The sequence below is a fragment of the Adlercreutzia sp. CNCM I-6215 genome (assembly GCF_977072315.1).
Genome location: NZ_CDRVMA010000007.1, coordinates 134117 through 157325 on the forward strand (window position 1 = coordinate 134117; position 23209 = coordinate 157325).

Here is a 23209-nt window from a genome sequence, read left to right on the forward strand (position 1 = left end):
TCCGTTTACTCCTGGCGCTGGCCGAGCAGCCACAGAAGCTGCAGAATGGAGGTGAGGGCGGCGGCCAGATAGGTGAAGGCGCAGGCGCGCAGAACGTCGAAGGCGCCCTTGCGCTCCTGGGCGGGCAGGCCGATCTGGCCCATGTAGACCATGGCGCGCTGGGAGGCGTTGAACTCGACGGGCAGGGTCACCAGCTGGAAGAGCACCACCACCGCGTACATGATGATGGCCGCGGTGGTAAGACCGGCGATGTTCAGGACGATGCCGGCCATGAGCAGGAAGATCCAGGCGTTCGAGGCCAGGTTCACCGCCGGCACGATGGCCCCGCGGATCTTCATGGGCGTGTAGTCCTGGGCGTACTGGCAGGCATGGCCCACCTCATGGCAGGCCGTGGCCGTGGCGGTGATGGTGCGCCCGTCGAAGGCCTCGGGCGAGAGCGTCACCGAGTTGCTGCGCGGGTCGAAGTAGTCCTGGCCCGGGCCGCCGCGGAAGACCTGCACATTCGAGATGCCGTAGTAGGAAAGCATCTGGCGCGCCGCCTCGGCGCCGGTCAGCCCCGTGGAGTTCGCCACATGGGAATAGGTCTTCAGTTTGTGGTTCACGTACCACTGGGCGCCCATGCCGATGACGAGCGTCGCGACGATGAGCATGAGGTAACTGCTGGAAATCATAGGGTTCTCCTTGCGTATGCCTTGCATTTTTGGCAGTCAATTATAGGCATGGGAGCGCCCCGGTCGCCCGGGAGGCGCCGAAAGCGTGAAAGATACGTAACCGCCTCAGGAACGCGGCGTCACCACGAGTCCTTCGGGGCCGAGGGACAGGGCGAGCCGGCCGGCGAGAAGCTCCAGCAGCTCGTCCCCCACCATGGCGCGGCGCCAGCCGCGCAGCACATCGACATCGGCGGTGTAGCCCCGGGCGACGCGGGCGAGCTCCGTCCGGGAGGCCAGCGTCTGCATGGCGATGTCGTTCTCCTTGGCGCGCAGCCGCACGAGCGCCTCCATGAGATCGAGCTCGGCATCGACGTTGCGCTCGCTCTTCGGCGACTTGTCCAGCTCGGGCCACGTATCGGGCGCGGCATCGAGACCCCGGACGAGCACGGTGGCCACGGCCCGGGCGTCCCGAGTGTTCAGCTTCTCGCGCACGCCGCGGATCAGGAACAAATCGTCGATGGTGCGGGACTCGCGACGGCAGGCCTCGACGATCTGCTCGTCGGTGAGCACCCACTTGCGCGGCATATCGCGCTCCTGAGCCGTCACCTCGCGCCAGCACGCCACCTCCCGCGCCGCCGAGAGCTGCCGGCGCGTAAGCTGGCCCACGCGCTTGAGCCGCTTGTAGCGCTCGAAGGGGTCGCTCTCGTAATGAGCCGGGTCGCTCATGGCGGCGAAGTCGTTGTCGAGCCAGTGCAGACGCCCCTTCGCCTCCAACTTCTCCACCATGATGCGGTACATCTTCGGCAGATAGATCACGTCGTCGGCAGCGTATTCCAGCTGGGAGGTGGAAAGGGGCCGGCGCGACCAGTCGGTGAACGAGTCGCTCTTCTTCAAGTTCACGCCGCACAGGCTGTGCACCAAAGGCCCGTAGCCGATCTGCTGGGTGTGGCCCAAAAGAGTGGCCGCCACCTGGGTATCGAACAGGGGCGCAGGCAAAACGCCCAGCTCGCGATAGAGGATCTCCAAATCCTGGCCTCCGGCGTGGAAGAGCTTCACGATGGAAGAGTCGGTAAGCAGCGGGGCGAGCACCTTCATGTCCTCGATGGCGAAGGGATCCACGACGGCCACTTCCGCATCCGTAGCCAGCTGAATGAGGCAGAGGTTCGCATAGTAGGTCTTCTCGCGCAGAAACTCCGTATCAATGGCCAAGACCGACGACGAGGCCGCTCTGCGCACGAAGGCCTCCAGGTTTTCTTGGCTTGCAATGTATTCCACGACGGTCCTTGTCTGTAAGAGATGAGGTTGTAGTACCATCCTATAATAGCAAGGGAAAGGATTTATGTGAAACTCCTCATCGTGAACAACCTGGCCTCCGGCTTCCGCGACGGGGCCATTTACGACTTCATGCGCGCCTTTGCGTCCGACGGCGACGAGATTTGCGTGCGCTGCACCGACGGTAACACCGACCTCGCCGATTTTCTGCGCGACGCCGAGAATTTCGACGCCGTGGTAGCCGCCGGCGGCGACGGCACGGTGGCCTCGGTGGCCTACCTTTTGGCCGAGACGGGCATCCCGCTGCTCCCCTTCCCCGCTGGCACCGCGAATCTGCTCGCCATGAACCTCGCCTCGCCGGCCGAGCCCCACGCGCTCGCCCATCTCATGCGCGAGCAGCGCCTCATGGATTTCGACATCGGGGAGATCGAGCTCTCCAATGGCGAGCGCTTCGGATTCTCCATGATCGCGGGAGCCGGCTACGACGCCGCCATCATGGAGGGCGCGGAGCCCTCCAAGCGCCTTCTGGGCCCCATGGCCTACTTCACGGCGGCCTTCGCCAACTTCGCGCCGCAGTTCTCCCGCATCACGCTCACCATCGACGGGAAGACCGTCGAGACCCAGGGCGTGGGGGTGCTCGCCATCAACTTCTCGAAGCTGCAGTTCGACATCTCGCTCGTCCACGAGAACCTGCCGCGCGACGGCATGTTCGACATCGTGGTCATGAACACCCACGACGCCGTGGGGCTTATCCCCGCGATCTTGAGCTGCATGCTCGACCGTGCCGGCGAGTTCCCGAGCCGCCCCGACGCCATGGAGGTGTTCCGCTGTCGGGAGTGCACCGTCGTCGCCGATCCGCCGCTGGCGGTGCAGTACGACGGCGAGGTCACCGGCACCATGACCCCGTTCACCGTGCGCATGCTGCCCGAGGCGGCGCGCTTCGTCGTGAGCGAGGAGTGCCTGAAGCTCTTCGGCGAGGAGAGCGCCTCGCCGCTTAATCTTGACTAGGGACGCGCACGACGAGGCCAGCACGCTCGCCCAAGGGCCCCCGGCTCGCTCCTTCCCTTCCACGGATCCACCACCCGCCCCTTCCATGAAAAAAGCGGCCCCGGCGCAATGCCAGGGCCGCTTTCTCGTTTCGACCGAAGCGTCGCTACACGAGGCCGGGCGTCGTCACCAACAGGTAGATGGACAGGCAGGCCGCCGCGACGATGATGACAAGCACCACCTTGTCCAGCGTGCTCTGGAAGTACTTCTCGCCGCGTTCCCTCTTGCCCCAGATGTACATGAGGATGCCGGGCACGTACAGCAGGCACATGAGGATGACGCCGAGCACGCCCGCGGCCCAGGACAGAAACAGGCTGTAGACGACGCCCACGCAGCCCAGGATGCGCCACATCAGGATGGGGCCGTTAAGACGCCCCTTGAACGCGTCGGGCTCTTTGAAGGCCACCTTCGCGAAGTAGGCGGCCGAAAGCAGGTACGGCAGAAGGATCATACCGGCGGACAGCGTGTAGAAGAACTGGTAGGTGGAATCGGTGAACAGCCAGGTGATGAGGAACAGCTCGATGATGATGTTCGTCACGACGAGGGTAACCACTGGCGCGCCCTTGTCGTTGGTCTTGGCGAAAGCCCTAATGAACACGCCCTCCTCGGCGGCCTCGAAGGGTGACTCGCTGGCGAGCACCGTATAGCCGAGCATGGCGCCGATGAGCGAGAGCGACACGGCAAAGTTGATCAGCACGGCGCCCCAATCGCCCACGGCGGCCTGCATCACGTAGGCCAGAGCCGGATTCTCGAGGTTGGCCAGCTCGGAGAGCGGCATGACGCCCATGGAGAGGATGGACACCGTCAGGTACAGCGTCAGCACGCAGATGAACGCGATGATGGTGGCCTTGCCCACGTCCTTCGCCTTCTTGGCGCGGCCGGAGATGGCCACCGCACCCTCGATGCCGATGAACACCCAGATGGTCACCATCATGGCCGTCTGTACCTGGTCGACGAAGGCCAGCGACGGGTCGGCTCCAGTGGTGAGGTTCGCGATGAAGATGTCGGGCTTGAAGGCGCCGATGAAGATGATGGCGATGATGCCGATGAGCAGGGGCACGAACTTCGAGATGGTGATGACCGCGTTGATGAGGGTCACCTCGCTGATGCCGCGGCTCACAAGGAAGGCGTAGAACCAGATGATGCAGGAGGCTCCGATGACGGCGTAGAGGTTCGTGCCGTTACCGAAGATCGGGAAGAAGTACGACAGCGCGCCGAACAGAAGCGCCGAGAAGCTGACCGTGCACAGAAGGGCCGAGATCCAGTAGCCCCAGGCACTGTTGAAGCCGAGGAAGTCGCCGAATCCCGTGGCGGCGTAGGTGTAGATGCCGCCCTTGAGGTCGGGCTTAACCCGGGAAAGCGCGAAGAACGTCATAACGAGGCAGAACACGCCGATGGCGGAAATGCCCCAGGCGGTCAGTATCGCCCAGCCGCTCGCGCCGCCGGCCGCCGCATCGCCCGACAGCGAGAACACGCCCGCGCCGACGATGAGCGTGATGACCGTGGTGACCATTCGAAACAAGCCGATGCCCTTGGGGTTGGTCACCCCGTCCGCTGCGGCCTGGGGCACGGCGGCCCCTGTCGTGGTCATTGATTCTGTGCTCATGGAAAGACCAACTCCTCGGTAGGGGAACATTGAGAACAATGATACCCCAGGTGAGGTTATTTCGCTTCCACAACTTTTCCACGTAAGGGCGGCGTTACAAAATCAGAGCGGCATAACATGCCATCTGCGAAAACTTCAGCTCATATTGCTCGAAACTCAAACTCAAACGTAGCAGATGCTCACCAATTAGAAATAGCTGCAACTCGCACTTCGCGAGGACTAACCAATAAAAGGCGTTTCTCGACTCGATCAATCGCGTGTTTTGCAGTATTTTGCTTAATTAGTCCTTCATTTGCAGTAGCCGCAAACTCGACCTTGTCTTTGCCCATTTTTGTCACAACCAACGCGATGTTCATGTTGGCCACACCAGCACCAACTACTGCCACGCATTCCATCCCATCATCCGACTGTTCAATGACCTTGCCGACTTCCATGAATGCCTCGGCAAGCTTCTTCGGCGTACAGTCCTTCACCTCAACGGTTGCATAAGCACTGCCGTCAATCAGCTTCCTCACGGACTTGTCGGTAACGACGAACCCGTAGTCAGCCCCGTAGCGCCTCAAGGCCTCCTCGAGCTTTTGTGCTACTTCTTTCTCGTCATTCATCTAAACCACTACCTCCCAACTCCAAAGCGATGTCCATGACCACGGAATCGATGCTTTCCTCCATTAAATCCTCGCTGGGCGCCGCGATGCGCGGGCGTATTTTTACCTGCTCGTTCGCAAGTGGCTCGATGATACCTCTCGCATGCCAGTACCTGTCCTTGCTTGAATGCATCTTCTTCAATGCCTTCTCGTTAATCTTAGCCACAAGCTTGTCCGATATCTTCTCGGCCTCGTCTTGGCTCAGGAGGTACTCCTCGCTTACGTCCCGGAAGGCTGCCTGTATCAACCTGATCATCCTGTCGGTATCTGAGTCGAAGAACTTGCCGGTAGCCTTGTCGATTAGCACGCCAAGCCCACCGCCAGCAACCAGAGAACCCACAAGACCGCCCACGACCGTGCCGACGCCGGGAAGCACCATCGTGCCCACGGTCGATCCGCCGAGCCATCCCGCCGTGCCCCCGACAACCGTTGTGGTCGTCTTGGCGAAGTTGACCGCCAGCTGCGCCCCGGAGATCCTGCCGAGCACTATGTCCTTGACGTCGAACGACGTCAGCACCGCGGTGGTCACCACAGCCGTGATAGCGTTGCCCTTCAGCAATTTGGCGGCGCTGTTGATCGCAGCCCCTCCCGTAAGCGTGGTTCCGCTCCTGAAGGCGTTCGCCAGCGCTGCGTAGGCCTTGGGGCTCAGGGTCTTCGCCAACGCCTGAAAGCTGGGGGTCATCGCGCCGCTGATGCTGGACTTAGCGATCTGGCTTGCCAGGACGGTCGTGACCAGCGTCGTACCGCCTATCTTGATTCCGCTGAATGCAGCGTTCTTCAATGCAACGGTCGGCTCCTCGCCATTCCATATGCTAATGGCCAAGGTTATGGAGGCGCTTACCCCGAAGGCCGAGAGGGAGATGACGGCTCCGGACTTCGCGTCATAGATGATGGAGTCCAGGTTCCCGGCTTTGGCGATGTTCTTCGCTTGCTGGTAGGTGAAGTGTCCCGGCTGCACTATCTCCTTGGCCTTCTCAGGATCCGTGACTCCTTTGACCTGCCCGTTTTCGATTTTGCCGGCCATCGCCTTGCGCGCATCTTCGATGGTGTCGGAGGCCACCTCGATGACCATGGGCTTTCCGTTGCTGTCGAAGTAGCGGAACTCGCCGCTGCCGCCGTTCTCGAAGCAGCCGTTTATGCTCGTTCTTCCGGTCGCGCAGTACTTCGATTGGATTAGAACCTTTGCCCCGTCCGGCTGGTGGATCGCCCTATCAGGGCCGTTCTTGACGTTGTTATCGCCCTCGATGGTAGCTTTCTTGCCATGCAGGCGGTCCTCTAGATTGTTTGCTCTTTCCGCGGCGAATCCGTGGCCTTGCCGAGCATGGAACCTCTCTTCGTCGTACACCTTATTGACGACGCCCCTGCTCCCGACGGTCAGGCCGCCTACTTCTATTCCAGCAGCTTCGTTCTCGTACTCCAGATTGACTCGGCTGTATTCCTCTGCCGCGGCACGGTTGATCCTCTTGATACTTTTGATGAGCTTTGTGATGGCCTCGCAGTCTACGACGTCGCATTTCCACAAATAATCGGCGTTGCTATCGAGCTCAAATTTTACCCCGTAGTCGAATCCTTCCTCAGTTCTCAATATCGCGATTCTACTAACCTCGTCGTACCAGACCTTCTGAGGTTTATTGCGACCGCCGTAGAAATAAGCTTTTGTGTCGCACACTAGAATGCCCGCAGTCGCATCGTGCCTCTTTGATACGTCGACGAGACCGATAACTCTATTCCAATCAAGCTGTGCCGCATATTGGTTGAGCCGATTAGCAATCATCTTTCTTGTGCCATCATTTAAAGTTCGAGTAAATATACAGGACATGCCATCGTTAGCCCGACAGCATCTCCCAAACTCCTGCTGTATTTCTATGAAAGTAGTCATAAGTTGTTGCATGCCTCAGTGAATTGCCACGTCGCCTTCGCTTTCTCCGGTTGGTTCATATGGCAACCTTAATCTCTGATCAGGAATGCCATTCATTGCTAGTCATTACAGGAGCGTTGCCTTCCAGCTACCTGAGACAAAGACAAAAACCAGGATAACCCACCTATAGACTCACAGCACTCGATACAAGGTCTGACCATGCGGTCAGCAATCGGTGCGCAGTACGTCCACCGCAGCTTTAAAACATTACGTTCCTGCAACCTAACGACTTAACTGGATTTGCGGTCGGCCGCATATTGATCCCTTCGATACCACCTCAACCACCTCGCGCAAGGTGATATATGCTCTAAGTGACTTCTTAATCATGATTTTGTCATGGTTAGTGAAGCAATCACTTAGAGCATTTTTGTTTCAGGAGGTACAGCCATGAGAAATGAAAAAATTACCCCACTGTACGAGCGCCTGAGCCGGGACGATGAGTTACAGGGCGAGAGCAACTCCATATCCAACCAAAAACAGATGTTAGAGGATTTTGCCCGCCGGAATGGGCTGCCCAACCCTACGCACTTTACCGATGATGGTATCTCAGGAACCCGTTTTGACCGCCCCGGATTTTTGGCGATGATGGAGGAAGTGGAGGCAGGGCGTGTAGAGGCAATCGTCATCAAGGACATGAGCCGGTTGGGGCGTGACTATCTGAAGGTCGGTCAGGTCATGGAGGTTTTGCGGCAGCGTGGTGTTCGGCTGATCGCCATCAATGACGGTGTAGACAGTCTGAAAGGCGATGACGATTTTACCCCGTTCCGCAACATCATGAATGAATTTTACGCCCGTGATACCAGCCGGAAAATCCGATCTGTGTTTAAGTCAAAAGGCATGAGTGGCAAGCACCTGACCGGCACTGTGATTTACGGCTACTTATGGGACGAAAAGCGGGAACATTGGCTGGTAGATGAGGAAGCCGCCGAAGTGGTACGCCGTATCTTTTCCCTCACGCTGGAGGGATATGGGCCTTATCAGATCGCTTGCAAGTTGTCCGCAGACCGGATTGAAATTCCTGTCGTACACCTTGCCCGATTCAACGAAGGTGTGAACCGTTCAAAGCCGGTCAAAGACCCCTATGGATGGGGATCATCTACCATCGTGAACATTTTGAAAAAACGAGAGTATTTAGGGCATACCATCAATTTCAAGACCCGCAAGCACTTTAAGGACAAGAAAAGCCACTATGTTTCTGAGGATGAATGGACGATCTTTGAGAATACCCATGAAGCCATTATCGACCAGCAGACCTTTGATTTGGCGCAGAAAATCCGCAGCAATGTACGGCGTTATCCAAACGGCTGGGGCGAAGCGGCTCCCCTCACAGGTTTGCTCTATTGTGCCGATTGCGGCGGCAAGATGTATGTCCACCGCACCAACAATGGCAAGCGGGTTTCTCAATATACCTGTTCCAATTATACCAAAGTTCCGTGTGGGACACTATGCCCTACACAACACCGTATCAATGAGAGTGCTGTCCTGACATTGGTTTCCGACACGCTCCGGGCTATCGCTGAATATTCGAGAAATGACCGGACGGAATTTATTCACACTGTTCAGGAGACGCAGGTTGCTCAACAGAGTGCCGATATATCGAAAAAGCGCAGGCGTCTGGCTGCTGCCCAAAAGAGAGCCGGAGAACTGGAAAAACTGATTTGCAAAATCTATGAGGACAACGCCCTCGGCAAGCTGCCGGATGCACGATATAAGGCGCTTGATGCACAGTATGCCAAAGAGCAGGACGCACTTGAGATTGAAATTGCAGAGCTGGAAAAGGCTGTTACCGGCTATGAGCAGAGCCAGAAATCCGCAGAGAAATTTATAGCCCTAATTGATAAGTATGAGAATTTTGACACTCTGACAAACACCATGCTCAACGAGTTTGTAGAGAAAATCCTTGTCCACGAACGCGCCCGAAAAGGCAGCCAGGACACCACGCAGGAAATTGAAATCTACTTCAATTTTTTAGGGCGCTATATCCCACCATCCTTACAGCCAGTTCCTTTAACCCCGGAGGAACAGGAAGAACTGCAGAAAAAAGAAGAACGCAAGGACAGGCTTCATCAGAATTATTTGAAGCGGAAAGCCAGCGGCGCACAGAAACAGTATGAGGACAAAATCAAGGCGAAGAAAAAAGCGGAAATGGACGCTAAGAAAGCCCTGATCCGGGCTGAGGATATGAAAAAAGGTGTTTTTTCTACTGTCGGTCAGCTGCCGAAAGAAGAACCGCGCAAAGGCAGCATAGCAGCCAGCGCAGCAGTCTAATCATCACGAAGCAAAGGAGAATGAATATGAGTAAGTTGACTTACATTCGTTGTGGAGATTATGATATACCCAACCTAAAACTTTCTGAACAGCCGGAAACTTCTATCGGCAAGTACGGCAGAATGCGAAAATCCTACCTAAAGGAACATCGCCCCATTCTCTACAACCATCTGCTGATGAGCGAGAAGCTGTATCCGCACCTGATAGAGATTGACCGGACAGCGCAGGAGCGTGTGGACACCATGTTGCCTCACATGATGGAAGGTGCGGGTGTCACGGAGGAACTGAAAGCCTGTGACCCTATGCGTTGGGTGGGGCTGATGAACACGCTGAAAGCACAGGTGGAGGAAGTTATTTTTCAAGAATTAATTTACGCATGAACTTTTAAGCATAAGTAAGGCCGGGATTTCGCTGACAAGCGGTAAATCCCGGCTTTAGCCTTACCTGTTTTCCAAATTCTTTGACCGCCTGTATTCCAGCGGAGAAAGACCAAACTGCTTTTTGAACACGGCTGCAAATTTTCCCTGATTAGAGTAGCCAATCTGTTCGGATATTTCGGCAATCGGACGCTTTGTGTCCGAAAGAAGCCTTGCGGCTTCGTTCATACGGATTTCCCGCAGCCAGGTGGATATATTCTGTCCATATACGCCTCTAAAATAATTTTTCAGGCTGGTTTCACTGACCGAAAAGCGTTCTGCAACCTGCCGTACAGGAATGTGCTGGCGAAGATCATCGGAAAGGATTTGTGCTGCCCTTTTTGCAATTTCAACCTGTGTTTCCGTGTAGAAGCCGCAGGTTTTCGGAGGCCGGATTTCCATGTTAAGAAGCCGGTGGAGAAGTTCAAGAGTATAGATTTGCAAATGGAAGGCAGAGGGTCTTTCGGATAGCCGCCAGAGTTTTTGAAATATATTTTCCAGCTCGCTGTCCGCTTCGTTGATATATGTTTTATGGTTGCCACAATAACTTTTTTCCAGCGTAGGGATGTCAAGTGAAAAAGATTTCAAAAGTTCACCGCAGGACTGTAAAAGAAGTGACAGGTCAAAATATATTTTTATCCCCTGATACTGCTTCGTAGGAAAGATATATTCTTTCTGTGCGGTCTGTTCACTGACACAAAAATCATTTTCCTTCAGGTAAATGTAGGAGCCGTCATCCAGAAGCAATTCACTTCTGCCTGAAACGCAATAGTTAATCAGCAAAGGCTTTAGATTTGAATTTTCATCCGACTCCGGCCATACGGGAGCATTTACAAAAATAAAAGCCAAAGTCAGCCCCGGAAAGAGCGTATGGAATGTCATGCGTCCCTTGCCATCTGCCCGATCCAAAAGCAATGTGCTGCTATTTGGACTGTTTTTCAAAGTCACATCAGAAACAGTATCGCTGTTTTCTAAAATGCTGTATATCATATCACGCAACTGCTTCGCCCCTTTCATCACGCAAAATCGTTGATATTATTATACCCGCGAGAAAATTCACGGTCAATGGATATGCTGGCAAAACGAAAAAACTCCGTGCTATACGGGCCTAAAATACTGATATGTGCATAGAAACATAATTGAAATATGTGCTACCATTAGAGTTGGTTAGCGAGGTCTAACCGAGAAAGCAATCATGTTAGGAGGTTTCGCAATGAACAACAAATTGCAAGGAAAGGATCTCATCAATATCGGTATTTTCACGGCGATTTATTTTATCGTCATTTTCGCTGCGGCGTCCATCGGTTTTATCCCGATTTTCATTCCGCTTATCAGCGTGGTCGTGCCGCTTGTGGGCGGTATTCCGATGATGTTGTTCTTCTCCAAAATCAAAAAATTCGGTATGCTTACCATCTGCGGGGTGCTGCTCGGTATCATTATGTTGCTGACCGGCATGGGCTGGTGGTGCATCCCTACCGGGCTGATTTTCGGGCTGATTTCCGATTTTATGATGAAAGCCTGTGACTACAAGAACGCCAAGCGTGAAGTGCTGATCCACGGCGTTTTTTCCATGTGGGTAATCGGGGCGTTTATTCCCATCGTTGTGACGCGTGACGCTTACTACCAGAGCCTGCTCCCCGGCTACGGTCAGGAATATGCCGACACGCTCATGGCTTATATGCCCGACTGGATTTTGCCGGTACTGCTTATTGCTGCTTTCGTCAGCGGTCTTGTCGGCGGTCTGATTGGACGGAAGATTTTCAAAAAGCACTTTGAGCGGGCGGGAATTGTATAATGAGCCGCGAACTTCTTGCAAGTCAAAAAAACAATAGCGGAATTTTATTAGACCCCCGGACAAAACTGGCGGTACTGATTACCATAGCTGTCTTTATTTTAGGCGGTTCGTATGAAGGTATCATGCAGTATTACATCATCGTGTTGGCGGCGATCCCTCTGTTACTTTTGTCAGCAGCCAGAAAATGGAAAGGTGTTGTTCTCTATATCCTGATTTTTGGAGGCAGTCTGTGCCTGGAAATGTTCGGTCTGTCTCGACTGGCTGGCGTAGCAAACTACATTGCAGTAGCCATTGTTGGCATTCTGCTGAGGTTCACCCCCGGCGTGGTCATGGGATATTTCGTGGTAACTACAACCACGGTCAGCGAATTTGTTGCGGCGATGGAACGGCTCCACCTGCCGCAGCAGATCACCATTCCTATGTCTGTGATGTTTCGCTTCTTTCCCACGGTTGCGGAAGAATGGAGCGCTATTGGGGACGCCATGCGGATGCGTGGCGTCCGCTTTGGTGGTGGAAAAGTCGGTGCGATTTTAGAGTATCGGATTGTCCCCATGATGATCTGCTCCGTCAAAATCGGAGAGGAACTGTCCCAGGCAGCCCTTACGCGGGGATTGGGAGGCCCGGTAAAACGGACGAATATCTGTAAGCTGGGTTTTCATGTGCAGGATGTTATTTTCCTGCTGATCTGTCTGGGAGCATTTGCAGCGCAAATCTATGTGCTTGCCGCAAGGGGGTGAAGGAAATGATTGAATGTCAAGATGTGTCCTTTTCTTATCCTGCCAGTACCCTTCCCGACAGTGAGAGGCAGGCCGGTGGCGCTTTGAAACATATTTCCTGCACTATTGAGGACGGTTCTTTTGTCCTGCTCTGCGGGACTTCCGGCTGTGGGAAAACAACCATGACCCGGTTGTTTAACGGCTTGATCCCCCATTATCATGAGGGGACTTATACCGGCTCCGTCTATCTGGATGGAAAGGATACCCGTGACCTGTCACTGTTTGATATTTCTCTGAAAGTCGGTTCTGTATTTCAAAATCCGCGTTCTCAGTTTTTCAATGTGGACACGACCAGCGAACTGGCTTTCGGACCAGAGAATCACGGCATAGCGGAAGATCTTGTGCGTGACCGTGTAAAGCGTGTAGCTGCACAGCTAAAGTTGGAGCCGCTGCTTGATAGAAGTATTTTTTCTTTGTCCGGCGGTGAAAAGCAAAAAATCGCCTGCGGATCGGCAGCGGCGATTGACCCGGATATTTATGTGCTTGATGAGCCATCATCCAACCTTGACGCATACGCTATCGCTGATTTCCGGCAGCTTCTCTTTACTTTGAAATCGCAGGGAAAGACCATCATCATCTCTGAACACCGGCTGTATTATCTGTCCGGCCTCTTTGACCGTGTCCTGTACCTAAAAGATGGAGAAATCGAAGGTGATTATACAGCAGCGGAATTTTGCGGCCTGTCGGCAAGACAGCGCGATGATATGGGATTGCGCCCTCTTGATCTTGCGGGGCTTTCAGAAGTTGAAGGCACGCCGCAGAGAATGAATGAGGCGGTTTGGACGATAAAGAATGTGTCCTTCGCCTATAAGCATGAGCCGGAAACCTTGCATATAACGGAAACCTCTTTCTCATCCGGCAGCGCCACGGCCATCATCGGACATAATGGTGCGGGAAAATCCACCTTTGCCCGGTGCCTCTGCGGGTTGGAAAAGCACTTCAAAGGAACGGTGCAGGATCAGAGCAAGAACTATTCCAGAAAAGAACGATTGAAACTCTGTTATATGGTCATGCAGGATGTAAACCACCAGCTCTTTACCGAAAGTGTTCTGGATGAAATTCTGCTCAGTATGAGAACTGAGGATAAGCAGAGGGCAAGAGAAATCTTGCAGGAGATGGACCTGCTGCCTTATGAGGACTGCCACCCGATGGGACTGTCCGGCGGCCAAAAGCAGCGCGTGGCGGTTGCCTCTGCGATTGCTTCGGAGCGCCCTTTGATTTTATTCGATGAACCGACCAGCGGTCTTGACCTGTTTCACATGAGGCAGGTTGCCAATGTTGTTAATCAGGTGGCGAATGCCGGAAGAACTGCGCTTGTGGTAACGCATGACCCGGAATTTATTCTACGCTGCTGCAATTATGTCCTTCACTTAGAAAACGGGCAAATTCAGGAAAGTTATTCCATAGAGGACAGCGATGGCCGAAAACGCCTGCTAAAGTTTTTCCTGAGTGATATGAAGAAGGAGGTGTCCACAGAATGAAGGAGGAAAAGAAAGAGTCGCCCATAGGCGTCTTATGGGGATGGAGCAAGCCCTATCATGGAAAATTCATCGGCAGTGTTATCCTTGCGGTATTAGGCGTGGCCTGCCAGATGGTGCCCTATTTCTGCGTGGCGCATATTGTCACAATGATGTTGTCTGGGGAACAGAATTTTTCCCGCTATGTGACCGCTGGTATTATTGCATTGTGCGGCTACTTTGGGAAGGTGCTGTTTTCCTGTCTTTCTACAACGATTTCCCACACAGCGACCTATTACACGCTGCGTGATCTGCGGGAGAATATCACCGCAAAGCTGGCTCGCGTCCCGATGGGGACGATTTTAGATACTCCGTCCGGCCAGTATAAAACGACGATTGTTGACCGGGTTGAAGGCATGGAATCGACCTTCGCACACCTGATCCCGGAAATGACCGCAAATGTGCTGGTGCCGCTTGTAATCGCCGTGTACCTGTTCCTTTTGGACTGGCGCATGGCGCTCCTGTCCCTTGTTACGCTGGTGGTGGGCCTTGCTGTCATGTCTGCTGGTATGAAGAATTATCCCGTCAAATGGGAGGGTGCTGTCAAGGCAGGCAAGCAGATGGCAAATGCCATTGTAGAGTACATAGGCGGGATTGAGGTGGTAAAGGCGTTCAGCCAATCCGCCGGTTCCTACAAAAAATATTCTGACGCGGTGAATTATAACGCCAACTACTATGTGGACTGGATGCGGGAAAACCAGAAAACCATGAGCGCCTACAACGCCATCCTGCCCTCAGTGCTGATTTGCGTGCTGCCCTGCGGTTTTGCATTCTGGCTCTCCGGCAGTCTGGAGCTTTCCACCTTCCTATCCATTGTGATTTTCTCGCTGGGGCTGATTGGGCCGATTATTGCGGCCTTTACCTTTACGGACGATTTGGCTGTACTGGGGACAAATGTGGAAGAAATCAGCCAGCTTCTGAACGCCGAAGAACTGAACCATAAAGAAACGCCGATCAAGCTGGAAGATACCGGCATTTCTCTTAGGTCTGTGTCGTTTTCCTATGACGGGACAACAGAGGTTTTGCATGATGTGAATCTCGCCATCCACCCCGGAACCATGACCGCCCTTGTAGGGCCGTCCGGCTCCGGCAAGTCTACGGTGGCAAAGCTGATTGCCGGGTATTGGGATGTTACATCCGGCAGCATTACCCTCGGCGGCCATGAGCTGAAGGATATGCCGCTGTCTGAAATTGCAGACCAGATTTCCTATGTATCTCAGGACAACTACCTGTTTAACCGCAGTATCCGGGAGAATATCCGCATGGGAAGACCCAGTGCCACGGACGCAGAGGTGGAGCAGGCAGCCAAACAAAGCGGCTGCGACGCCTTTATCCGCAAGCTGGATAATGGCTATGATACGGTTGTCGGCAGCGCCGGTTCCCATCTTTCCGGCGGTGAGCGCCAGCGGATTGCCATCGCCCGCGCCATGCTGAAAAATGCGCCGGTTGTCATTTTGGACGAGGCAACTGCCTATATCGACCCAGAGAATGAGGCGCTGGTGCAGAAAGCCATTTCCGCTTTAACTGTCGGCAAGACCCTGATTGTGATCGCACACCGGCTGTCTACCATTGTTGGCGCAGATAACATCGTTGTGGTGAAGGATGGAACCATCCACGCACAGGGTACGCATGAGAAGCTGCTGGAAACCTGCCCCCTCTACCGGGATATGTGGCAGGCGCACATCGGTGCGAAAGACCAGATGTAAGGGGGTGTTGTCAGATGTATGGAACATTGAAAAAAATCTTTGCTTTTGCAGGCAGCAAAAAGGGGCTTCTAAAAAAATCCCTGTTATTCTCATTTCTGTCCGGGCTGTTTTCAGCCATGCAGTTTGCCGCCCTCTTTGTGGTAATTGGTGCACTGGTATCTGACAACCGGGACGGAAAGTTTATCTGGCTTTCGCTGGGGATTATGGCCGTTTCCCTCATTGGGCGTATCATCATGACCTATTTCTCCACGATGGAGCAGACAGAAACCGGCTATTGCATGGTGGCGGAAAAGCGTATCCACATCGGAGATCGGCTGCGCTACATCCCGATGGGCTACTTCAACAAGAATAGTATCGGGAATATTACCGCCATTGTCACAACAACTTTGGGTGATGTAGAGAACTCAGCAGCCCGTGTCCTGGTGTCAGTGCTGGGCGGTTTTTTCAACTCGGTTGCCCTCGTCATTGTCCTGTTGGTATTTGACTGGCGGATCGGTCTTGTGGCTGCTGCCGGTGTCCTGATTTACCTTGCGGCGGCGGAACTGGCGCTTCGCAAATCTGCCGCGCTCAGCGGGGTACGCCAGCACACACAGGAGTCCCTTGTGGAGTCTGTGTTGGAGTACATTCAGGGGATGGGGATTGTCAAAGCATTTGGACTGGAACGGGACAGCACGCAGTCTATCGGCAGTGCAATTAAGGCAAGCTGCCGGGATAATCTGAAATTGACAAGGGCCAGCGTTCCCTATGACGCTATCAAACAGGCTGTTGTTCGGGTGTTTAGCGTCCTGTTGCTTTTGGCCTCGGTTTGGTTCTGGCTGGACGGCTCCCTGCCGCTGGCTTACGGTCTGATTTTGGTGATTGCTTCTTTCATGGTGTTCAACGATTTGGAGAACGCCGGGAATATGGCCTCTTTGCTGCAAATGCTGGCGGCCTCGATGGATACGGCAAACTCCATTGATGACACGCCGGTGATGGACGAGAAAGGCGCTGACATTACGCCGAAGTCCAGCGAGATTGTGTTTGACAAGGTGGATTTTTCCTACGCAGACCGCAAGATATTAGATCAGGTCAGCTTTACCATTCCCGAAAAAACGACTACGGCCATTGTCGGCCCTTCCGGGGCAGGAAAGACAACGATGTGCAACCTGATTGCCCGTTTTTGGGATGTGAATGCCGGGAAGATTACCATAGGCGGTACGGATGTACGGGATTTTAAGCTGGACAGCCTGATGAAGAATATCTCGATGGTGTTCCAGAGCGTGTACCTCTTTGCAGATACGATTGAGAACAATATCAAGTTTGGCTGCCCGGACGCCACCCATGAGCAGGTGGTTGAGGCGGCGAAGAAGGCTTGCTGCCATGACTTTATTTCTGCCCTGCCGGATGGCTATGACACTGTGATTGGCGAGGGCGGCGGCACTCTGTCTGGCGGCGAGAAACAGCGGATTTCCATCGCCCGCGCCATGCTGAAGGACGCACCTATCATCATTTTGGACGAGGCAACAAGCAGCGTTGACCCGGAGAATGAGGATGAATTGCAGCGGGCTATCGAGGCATTGACCCATGACAAGACCATCATCATGATTGCCCACCGTCTGAAAACCGTCCGCAACGCCGACCAGATCCTTGTGCTGGACAACGCTCATATCGTCCAGCGCGGCACTCATGCGGAGCTGATCCAGCAAAAAGGCCTGTATGCCGATTTTGTATCGGCCAGACAGGAGGCCATCGGCTGGAATCTGGCTCAGTAAAGGAGGTTCAGATGAAACTTCATGCGTCCGGGGAGGACTACCTGGAAACCATCCTTGTTCTCCAAAAGAAACTCGGTATGGTACGCTCCGTAGATGTGGCCCGGCACATGGAGGTGTCAAAGCCCAGCGTGTGCCATGCAGTGGCTACCTTGCGGGACGGCGGCTTTCTTATGATGGACGAAGATCACTTTCTCCATCTGACCGATGTTGGCCGGGAAGTTGCCGAAAAAATCTACGAGCGTCACTGCTTCTTTACCGAGCAGCTTATCACCGCAGGCGTTGACCCCAGGACTGCGGAGGCTGACGCCTGCCGGATTGAACACATCATCAGCGATGAGAGCTTTTCACGGCTGAAAGAGGCAGCCGAACAAGAGCAAAACTAAAACCGAATAAGCCAAGCGATCCTGCCCCGCAAGACGGGGAAAGAAAAAAACCGTTGCAGGGCAGGCAGCTTTGTGCGCCCAAAATGGATTTTCCGGGTACTGCGGCGGTTTTGAGTAACATCAAGGCCGCCGTTTCTTATGCCCTCGACAAAGGAGTGACGACTACACGCTGACACGGCGGCTTTAGGAGGGAACCGCCATGAAGCACATTGACCGCCGACAAATTCAGACGATATTTCACTACCGTCAAAAAAAGCCCAGTCAACGAACAGGCCCCGTCTGATAGCCGGTGCGAAAATTGTCATTCTGTAAGTGAATATTGGAGTTTTTGCGCTCGAATAGCTTTCTGCTGTCCGGGCGTTTTTTCATACCTGTGGGGCCGTAACATCGGGCCAGCATGGCCCGAACCCTGGCCTCAGTGCCGTTCTCCGCCGCCTCATTCAGATTTACCCAAAAAATCTGAATGGAGGAAAGGCAGATGGAAGTTACCATCAATTATAACGGACAAGCTGTGACCGTGGAGGTCACGCTGGAAGTCTATGAATTTCTTGACCGGGCCGATCACAAAACGGAGAACCTGTTCCATGAACAGCGGCGGCATTGGGATGGCCGGGAGTTTGACGAGTACATCATTACCACCGAGGGTGTAGGGGTCTACGGCGAAACGCCGGAGGAATACCTTTGCCGCATGGAAACGCTGCATGAGCTGATGGCTGTTCTGGACACCTGTACCGAGGCCCAGCGCCGCCGGTTCCTGCTCTATGCGCTTGACGGGCTGAGCCTTGCAGAGATCGGTGTGCTGTGCGGCTGCTCCAAAGTGGCTGTTTATCAAAGTGTGGAGGCGGTCAGAAAAAAATTTATAAATTTCTTTGAGAACAGGCTTAACGAATGACCTGTTTTCTGGCTACCAAGTGAAAGGGATCATTTCCCTTATCTCAGCGAGGGGCGGACAGCGGACGAGCTGTCCGCCTCTCCGATTTTCAGGAGGTAAGCCTATGAAAACAATCAATCTGCGGTGGATGTATCCCCACTACCGGCATGACGAGTTTGTGGATGTTACGGATGAGGTATGGGCAGCGATGTATCAGGCCAAGCGGGAGATGGAGAACTATGAGCGTCGGAAAGTCTACCACCGCGCCTACTACTCTCTGGACGCATACAGCTGGCTGGAAAATTACGCACTGGAACACAGCAGATCGCCGGAAGATATTTTGCTGGAACGAGAAGAAATGACCACCCGCCTATACCTGATTGCAGCTCTGCCGGTGGCTCTGGCTCATGCCACTCCGACACAGGCCCGCCGTGTTCACGCCTACTACATTGCTGGTATCAAGCAGCCGGAAATCTCTCGGATAGAGGGCGTCCACAGCAGCAAGGTTAGCGTTGCCATCCGCCGGGGTCTGCGGAATATGCGCCGCTGCTATGATGGCTTTTTCCAAACAGAGTGAGGGCATGCCTATGCAGACCATCAATCTCAAACAATATTATCCATTTTGCAAAGAGGACATTTTTGTGGAGGTGTCCGATGAGATCGTCGAAGCGTTTCTTCTGGACAAGAGAGCCGAGGCCGCCAGAGATCGCAAGATGTTCCGGTATAAGGCGTTTTATTCCCTCGATTGTAACGATGGAATCGAAAATGCCGCCATCGGCTGGGCGCAGCCATCGCCGGAGGACTACCTGATAGAAAAAGAAGAATTAGCCGAATACGAAGAATTGATACGGCGATTGTACGAAGCCATTTCTTCCCTGCCGCCTATGCAGGCTCGCCGTGTCCATGCCCGCTATATGCTGGGTATGAAAGTGAAAGATATTGCCGCAATGGAGGGTATCACACCATCACAGGCGGGAAAATCCATCCACGCTGCACTGCGGAGGCTGCGCCGGTACTTTGCTCGACAGAAATGGACGGTCAATCTATGAGTATTTTCAAAGAAAAGAGGTGCCTGACATGAACGAAAAAATTACAGCCCACCCCCAAAAAGAAGAACGGGAGAAAGTCCTGAAGGAGATTCGGCAGCTTGAAAACCGAAAGAAGATTTTGGAGAACAAGCAGCGGAACGAAGAACGCAGGGTTCGCACCCGCCGCCTGATTGAGCGCGGAGCCATTTTGGAGGGGATTTTCCCGCTGGCTCCCGACCTTTCCGGCGCGGAGGTCAAAACATTTCTGATTGCCCTGTCCCATCTTCCGGGGGCTGCGGAATTGACTACAAACCTGCCAAAATCCGGGGACACGCCATAAGTCCCTTGTTTACAAGGGCGCACTTATACACCGTTGCCGGTGTCGTGCGCCCTGCCGGGGCTGTTGCGTACTTCGTCCGCGATGGGGCGCTACGCTCCCCAAACCCCTTGTGCGCTCTGCGCAGCCAGACACCCGCTTTGCGTTTGTCCGGCTCCACAGAGCCTGTTATCCCCTCACTGAAAGGAGGTGTTCCCCATAGATTTCTGTCATATCCCCGTCAGTATCATCAAGCGCAGCGCGGGCCGTTCTGCTGTTGCCGCAGCTGCTTACCGCAGCGGAACCAAGCTGACAAATGAATGGGATGGAATGACCCACGACTACACCCGGAAAGGCGGCATTGTCCATGCGGAGATCATGCTGCCTGCCCACGCCCCGCCAGAGTTTGCAGACCGCTCCACCCTCTGGAACAGCGTGGAGCAGATCGAGAAAGCAAGGGACAGCCAGCTTGCCCGCGAGATCGAAGCAGCTCTGCCCCGCGAACTGTCCAGAGAACAGCAGCTTGCCCTTGTGCGCGCCTATGTGAACGACAACTTTGTTGCCGCCGGTATGTGTGCGGACTTTGCACTCCATGACAAAGGGGACGGAAATCCCCATGCCCATATTCTGCTGACCATCCGCCCACTGAAAGAAAATGGCGCATGGGATGCGAAGTGCCGCAAAGCATACGATCTGGACGAGAACGGACAGCGTATCCCGGATGGGAAAGGCGGCTGGAAAAATCATCGGGAGGATACGACCGACTGGAACGATAAAGGAAATGTGGAGATTTGGCGGGCAGCGTGGGCAGCCTACACCAACCGGGCGCTGGAATCTGCCGGTAGACCGGAGCGCATTGACCACCGCAGCTACAAGCGGCAGGGCATTGATAAGATTCCCTCTGTCCATCTGGGGCCAGCTGCCAGCCAAATGGAAAAGCGCGGTATCCGCACCGACAAGGGGGAAGTAAACCGACAGATCGCCGCCGACAACAAGCTGCTGAAAGAAATCAAAGCCCGCATTACCCGTCTTTATCGCTGGTCGAAAGCCGAAACGGAAAAACCACTAACGCAGCAAAGCAGCTTGACAGCTTTGTGGGAGGCTCAGCAGCAGTTGAACGCTCCCCGCACCCGCACCGGAAAAATCCGGGCTTTGCAGGAAAGCGCTGCACTATTCAGCTTTTTGCAGGCAAACGGCATCCAGTCTATGCAGCAGCTTCATGAAAAAATCGCTGATATGAACAGCCGTTACTATGACCTGCGGGGAAAGATCGTCAAAGCTGAGCGTCGGATTGCCATTCTTACCGAGCGCGGGGAGATGTGGGAACAGTACAACCAGTACAAGTCCATCCACAAGCAGCTTGCCAAAGTAAAGCCGGAAAAACGGGAACAGTTTGAGCAGCGCCACAGCCGGGAACTGATCCTGTATGACGCAGCGGCCCGGTATCTGAAAGAACTGAAAGACAGCGGCGAGGCAATCACCCCGAAGGCATGGCAGCGGGAAATCGACCAGCTGACCGCCGGAAAGCAGACGGACACGCTTGCCATGAAATCCATGCGGGAGGATTTGAAAGCAGTGGAACAGCTCCGCAAAACCGCCGAGCAGCTGTCCCGACAGGAACGGGACAAGCCTCACGACCGGGAGCCGGATCGGTAAAGGATACTGCATTTTGGCGTACCCCTGTCAAGTGCGTCGCATTTCACGACATACTTTTGCACACAGAAAAACCGCCGTACAGGTTTCCCCATACGGCGGCAGACTGTTTATTTGCCGAACAAGTCGCTGTGTGTGCCGGTGCGGGCCAGCGTCAGCACCAGAACATCATCTTCTATGCGGTAGACAAGCAGCCAGTCCGGGAGAATGTGACATTCTCGATGGCCTGCCCAATCGCCAGACAGGTCATGGTCACGGTTCTTATCCGGCAGCGGTTCGCCCATTGCCAGCAATGCTACGACCTGCTCCAGCAGTTCGATCTTCAAGCCACGCTTGATGGCTCGTTTGTAGTCTTTTTTGAAACTGGTCGTGTACTTGACGGTATATTTGGTTTCTTTCATCTTTTCAGGTCAGCAAATAACTCGTCAAGGTCATTGTAGCCCTTTACAGACGGGTCTTTTGCAATCCTTTCCGCTTCCAGCATGGCAGCAACCGTTTCTTTGTTCGGCTGTTCCAGCCTTACTTCAAAGGGAATGCCGCCTTCACGAAGCGACTGGCGCACAAAGATGTTAAACGCCGTAGTCAGGTTCATGCCAAGTTCTGTAAACAGTGCGTCCGCCTGCGCTTTCAAATCTGCGTCCATGCGGATACTGATGTTTGTGGTATTTCCAGCCATACGATCAACCCCTTTCTGCTGGCAATTATAGTATATGCCATTTGCACGAAGAAAACAATATTTTGCACGAATATTTAACAATAAATTCATTCAAGGAGGTTACCGGCTTTATGAAAGAAATCATTTATGAAGAACGACAAGACTGAACCTATCCCCGTCATGGATTACCGCCAGTACCGCAGAGCGCGGAGGCTGGTGCATGAGTGCTGTAACTACATCGACGGAAACTGTATCGCCCTGGACGATGGGGAGGAATGTGTCTGTGTCCAGTCTATTTCCTACTCCCTGTTGTGCAGGTGGTTTCGGGCGGCGGTATTGCCGCAGGACAAGGAACTGGAAACGGCGCTGTTCCACCGGCTGGACGCCAAGCGTTGCGCCGTCTGCGGGGCGCTGTTCACCCCCGGCTCCAACCGGGCCAAATACTGCCCGGACTGTGCCACACGCATGAAGCGGATCAATGCCGCAAAGCGCAAGCGGAAACAACGGGAGAAATGTCACGCTTTAGGGGCTGAAAAACCCTTGTAAATCAAGGCTTTTTTCGAGGGTGTCAAAGGCAGGCTGATAGATTTATCCTCTGACCCCTAAAACGGCCTTAAAATGCGTACAGAATCCCAAGAGAAACCCCAAGGAGGAACCCTATGTCAGACAACCGAAAATATTATTACCTGAAACTCAAAGAAAACTATTTTGACGATGATTCCATCGTGCTGCTGGAAAGTATGCAGGATGGTGTGCTGTATTCCAACATTCTGCTCAAGCTGTATCTGAAATCGCTGAAACATGGCGGACGGCTTCAACTTGACGAGGACATTCCTTATGAGTAGTAACCCTCTCCGGTACCAACAATCAGCAGAATCTGGTACCGCCAGTCAGCGGGCTTGGTACCCTGGGTAAGATAAATTGGTACCGCCGCCCA

24 protein-coding genes are annotated in these 23209 nt (G+C 54.0%); 16 read left to right on the forward strand and 8 right to left on the reverse strand.

Going from position 1 to position 23209, the window contains the following annotated elements; all coding sequences use genetic code 11:
- Positions 1-5 precede the first annotated feature (5 nt).
- Both ACW4LP_RS07165 and rnd read right to left on the reverse strand, forming a co-directional pair.
- Positions 6-671 (reverse strand): zinc metallopeptidase, encoded by a 666-nt coding sequence (locus ACW4LP_RS07165; protein ID WP_114548382.1) that lies wholly within the window; start codon positions 669-671, stop codon positions 6-8.
- A gap of 105 nt (positions 672-776) precedes the next feature.
- A complete protein-coding gene (gene rnd, locus ACW4LP_RS07170; RefSeq protein WP_022739851.1) occupies positions 777-1925 on the reverse strand; it encodes a ribonuclease D in 1149 nt (382 codons plus the stop codon).
- Positions 1926-1991: 66 nt separating this feature from the next.
- On the opposite strand from rnd, the gene ACW4LP_RS07175 reads away from it, so the two are divergent.
- Positions 1992-2930, forward strand: coding sequence for a diacylglycerol/lipid kinase family protein (locus ACW4LP_RS07175; protein WP_455803649.1), 939 nt, complete (start codon positions 1992-1994; stop codon positions 2928-2930).
- Positions 2931-3075: 145 nt separating this feature from the next.
- Here the strand turns inward: ACW4LP_RS07175 and ACW4LP_RS07180 are convergent, their stop codons facing one another.
- From ACW4LP_RS07180 to ACW4LP_RS07190, 3 genes are all read right to left on the reverse strand, one after another.
- The gene (locus ACW4LP_RS07180; protein WP_455803665.1) at positions 3076-4560 is read right to left on the reverse strand and encodes a basic amino acid/polyamine antiporter; all 1485 of its coding nucleotides are present in this window, start codon (positions 4558-4560) and stop codon (positions 3076-3078) included.
- Between the two features lie 194 nt (positions 4561-4754).
- Positions 4755-5180: a hypothetical protein gene (locus ACW4LP_RS07185; RefSeq protein ID WP_455803650.1), complete on the reverse strand. Its 426-nt coding sequence runs from the start codon at positions 5178-5180 to the stop codon at positions 4755-4757.
- Complete coding sequence (locus ACW4LP_RS07190; RefSeq protein WP_455803651.1) at positions 5173-6993, reverse strand: hypothetical protein; 1821 nt, start codon at positions 6991-6993, stop codon at positions 5173-5175. Before ACW4LP_RS07190 ends, ACW4LP_RS07185 begins: the two co-directional genes overlap by 8 nt.
- A gap of 531 nt (positions 6994-7524) precedes the next feature.
- On the opposite strand from ACW4LP_RS07190, the gene ACW4LP_RS07195 reads away from it, so the two are divergent.
- On the forward strand, positions 7525-9405 hold the full coding sequence (locus ACW4LP_RS07195; protein ID WP_455803652.1) for a DUF4368 domain-containing protein: 1881 nt from the start codon (positions 7525-7527) through the stop codon (positions 9403-9405).
- A gap of 26 nt (positions 9406-9431) precedes the next feature.
- Positions 9432-9785 carry a TnpV protein gene (locus ACW4LP_RS07200; RefSeq protein ID WP_455803653.1) on the forward strand — a complete coding sequence of 118 codons (354 nt, stop codon included), beginning with the start codon at positions 9432-9434 and terminating at the stop codon, positions 9783-9785.
- A gap of 60 nt (positions 9786-9845) precedes the next feature.
- Here ACW4LP_RS07200 and ACW4LP_RS07205 read toward each other — a convergent pair whose 3' ends face one another.
- Entirely contained in the window at positions 9846-10838 is a 993-nt protein-coding gene (locus ACW4LP_RS07205) for a helix-turn-helix domain-containing protein (RefSeq protein WP_455803654.1), read from the reverse strand.
- A 196-nt stretch (positions 10839-11034) separates the two neighbouring features.
- Here ACW4LP_RS07205 and ACW4LP_RS07210 point away from each other — a divergent pair, with 196 nt between their 5' ends.
- The 11 genes from ACW4LP_RS07210 to mobQ all read left to right on the forward strand — a co-directional run bounded on the left by ACW4LP_RS07210 (position 11035) and on the right by mobQ (position 21620).
- Positions 11035-11616 (forward strand): MptD family putative ECF transporter S component, encoded by a 582-nt coding sequence (locus tag ACW4LP_RS07210; RefSeq protein WP_055194979.1) that lies wholly within the window; start codon positions 11035-11037, stop codon positions 11614-11616.
- Positions 11616-12353, forward strand: a complete 738-nt coding sequence (locus ACW4LP_RS07215; RefSeq protein WP_455803655.1) for an energy-coupling factor transporter transmembrane component T — start codon at positions 11616-11618, stop codon at positions 12351-12353. Before ACW4LP_RS07210 ends, ACW4LP_RS07215 begins: the two co-directional genes overlap by 1 nt.
- A 5-nt stretch (positions 12354-12358) precedes the next feature.
- Positions 12359-13873 carry an ABC transporter ATP-binding protein gene (locus ACW4LP_RS07220; protein ID WP_455803656.1) on the forward strand — a complete coding sequence of 505 codons (1515 nt, stop codon included), beginning with the start codon at positions 12359-12361 and terminating at the stop codon, positions 13871-13873.
- Positions 13870-15615, forward strand: a complete 1746-nt coding sequence (locus ACW4LP_RS07225; RefSeq protein WP_455803657.1) for an ABC transporter ATP-binding protein — start codon at positions 13870-13872, stop codon at positions 15613-15615. Before ACW4LP_RS07220 ends, ACW4LP_RS07225 begins: the two co-directional genes overlap by 4 nt.
- A gap of 14 nt (positions 15616-15629) precedes the next feature.
- Positions 15630-17366, forward strand: coding sequence for an ABC transporter ATP-binding protein (locus tag ACW4LP_RS07230; protein ID WP_455803658.1), 1737 nt, complete (start codon positions 15630-15632; stop codon positions 17364-17366).
- Between the two features lie 11 nt (positions 17367-17377).
- The gene (locus tag ACW4LP_RS07235; protein WP_455803659.1) at positions 17378-17749 is read left to right on the forward strand and encodes a metal-dependent transcriptional regulator; all 372 of its coding nucleotides are present in this window, start codon (positions 17378-17380) and stop codon (positions 17747-17749) included.
- Between the two features lie 478 nt (positions 17750-18227).
- Positions 18228-18641, forward strand: a complete 414-nt coding sequence (locus tag ACW4LP_RS07240; protein ID WP_278544760.1) for an RNA polymerase sigma factor — start codon at positions 18228-18230, stop codon at positions 18639-18641.
- Between the two features lie 103 nt (positions 18642-18744).
- A complete protein-coding gene (locus ACW4LP_RS07245; protein ID WP_021413289.1) occupies positions 18745-19197 on the forward strand; it encodes a sigma-24 in 453 nt (150 codons plus the stop codon).
- Between the two features lie 10 nt (positions 19198-19207).
- On the forward strand, positions 19208-19669 hold the full coding sequence (locus ACW4LP_RS07250) for an RNA polymerase sigma factor (protein ID WP_009296689.1): 462 nt from the start codon (positions 19208-19210) through the stop codon (positions 19667-19669).
- A 28-nt stretch (positions 19670-19697) separates the two neighbouring features.
- Positions 19698-19988, forward strand: coding sequence for a DUF3847 domain-containing protein (locus tag ACW4LP_RS07255; RefSeq protein ID WP_455803666.1), 291 nt, complete (start codon positions 19698-19700; stop codon positions 19986-19988).
- Between the two features lie 186 nt (positions 19989-20174).
- Positions 20175-21620, forward strand: a complete 1446-nt coding sequence (gene mobQ / locus ACW4LP_RS07260; RefSeq protein WP_455803660.1) for a MobQ family relaxase — start codon at positions 20175-20177, stop codon at positions 21618-21620.
- A 107-nt stretch (positions 21621-21727) separates the two neighbouring features.
- Here the strand turns inward: mobQ and ACW4LP_RS07265 are convergent, their stop codons facing one another.
- Together ACW4LP_RS07265 and ACW4LP_RS07270 are read right to left on the reverse strand one after the other, a co-directional pair.
- Entirely contained in the window at positions 21728-22018 is a 291-nt protein-coding gene (locus tag ACW4LP_RS07265) for a type II toxin-antitoxin system YafQ family toxin (RefSeq protein WP_002596328.1), read from the reverse strand.
- The gene (locus ACW4LP_RS07270; RefSeq protein ID WP_005924829.1) at positions 22015-22293 is read right to left on the reverse strand and encodes a type II toxin-antitoxin system RelB/DinJ family antitoxin; all 279 of its coding nucleotides are present in this window, start codon (positions 22291-22293) and stop codon (positions 22015-22017) included. Before ACW4LP_RS07270 ends, ACW4LP_RS07265 begins: the two co-directional genes overlap by 4 nt.
- A gap of 126 nt (positions 22294-22419) precedes the next feature.
- Between ACW4LP_RS07270 and ACW4LP_RS07275 the strand changes: the two genes are divergently transcribed.
- Positions 22420-22818, forward strand: a complete 399-nt coding sequence (locus ACW4LP_RS07275; RefSeq protein WP_455803661.1) for a cysteine-rich VLP domain-containing protein — start codon at positions 22420-22422, stop codon at positions 22816-22818.
- A gap of 113 nt (positions 22819-22931) precedes the next feature.
- Entirely contained in the window at positions 22932-23117 is a 186-nt protein-coding gene (locus ACW4LP_RS07280; protein ID WP_455803662.1) for a phage replisome organizer N-terminal domain-containing protein, read from the forward strand.
- The last annotated feature ends 92 nt before the right edge of the window (positions 23118-23209 follow it).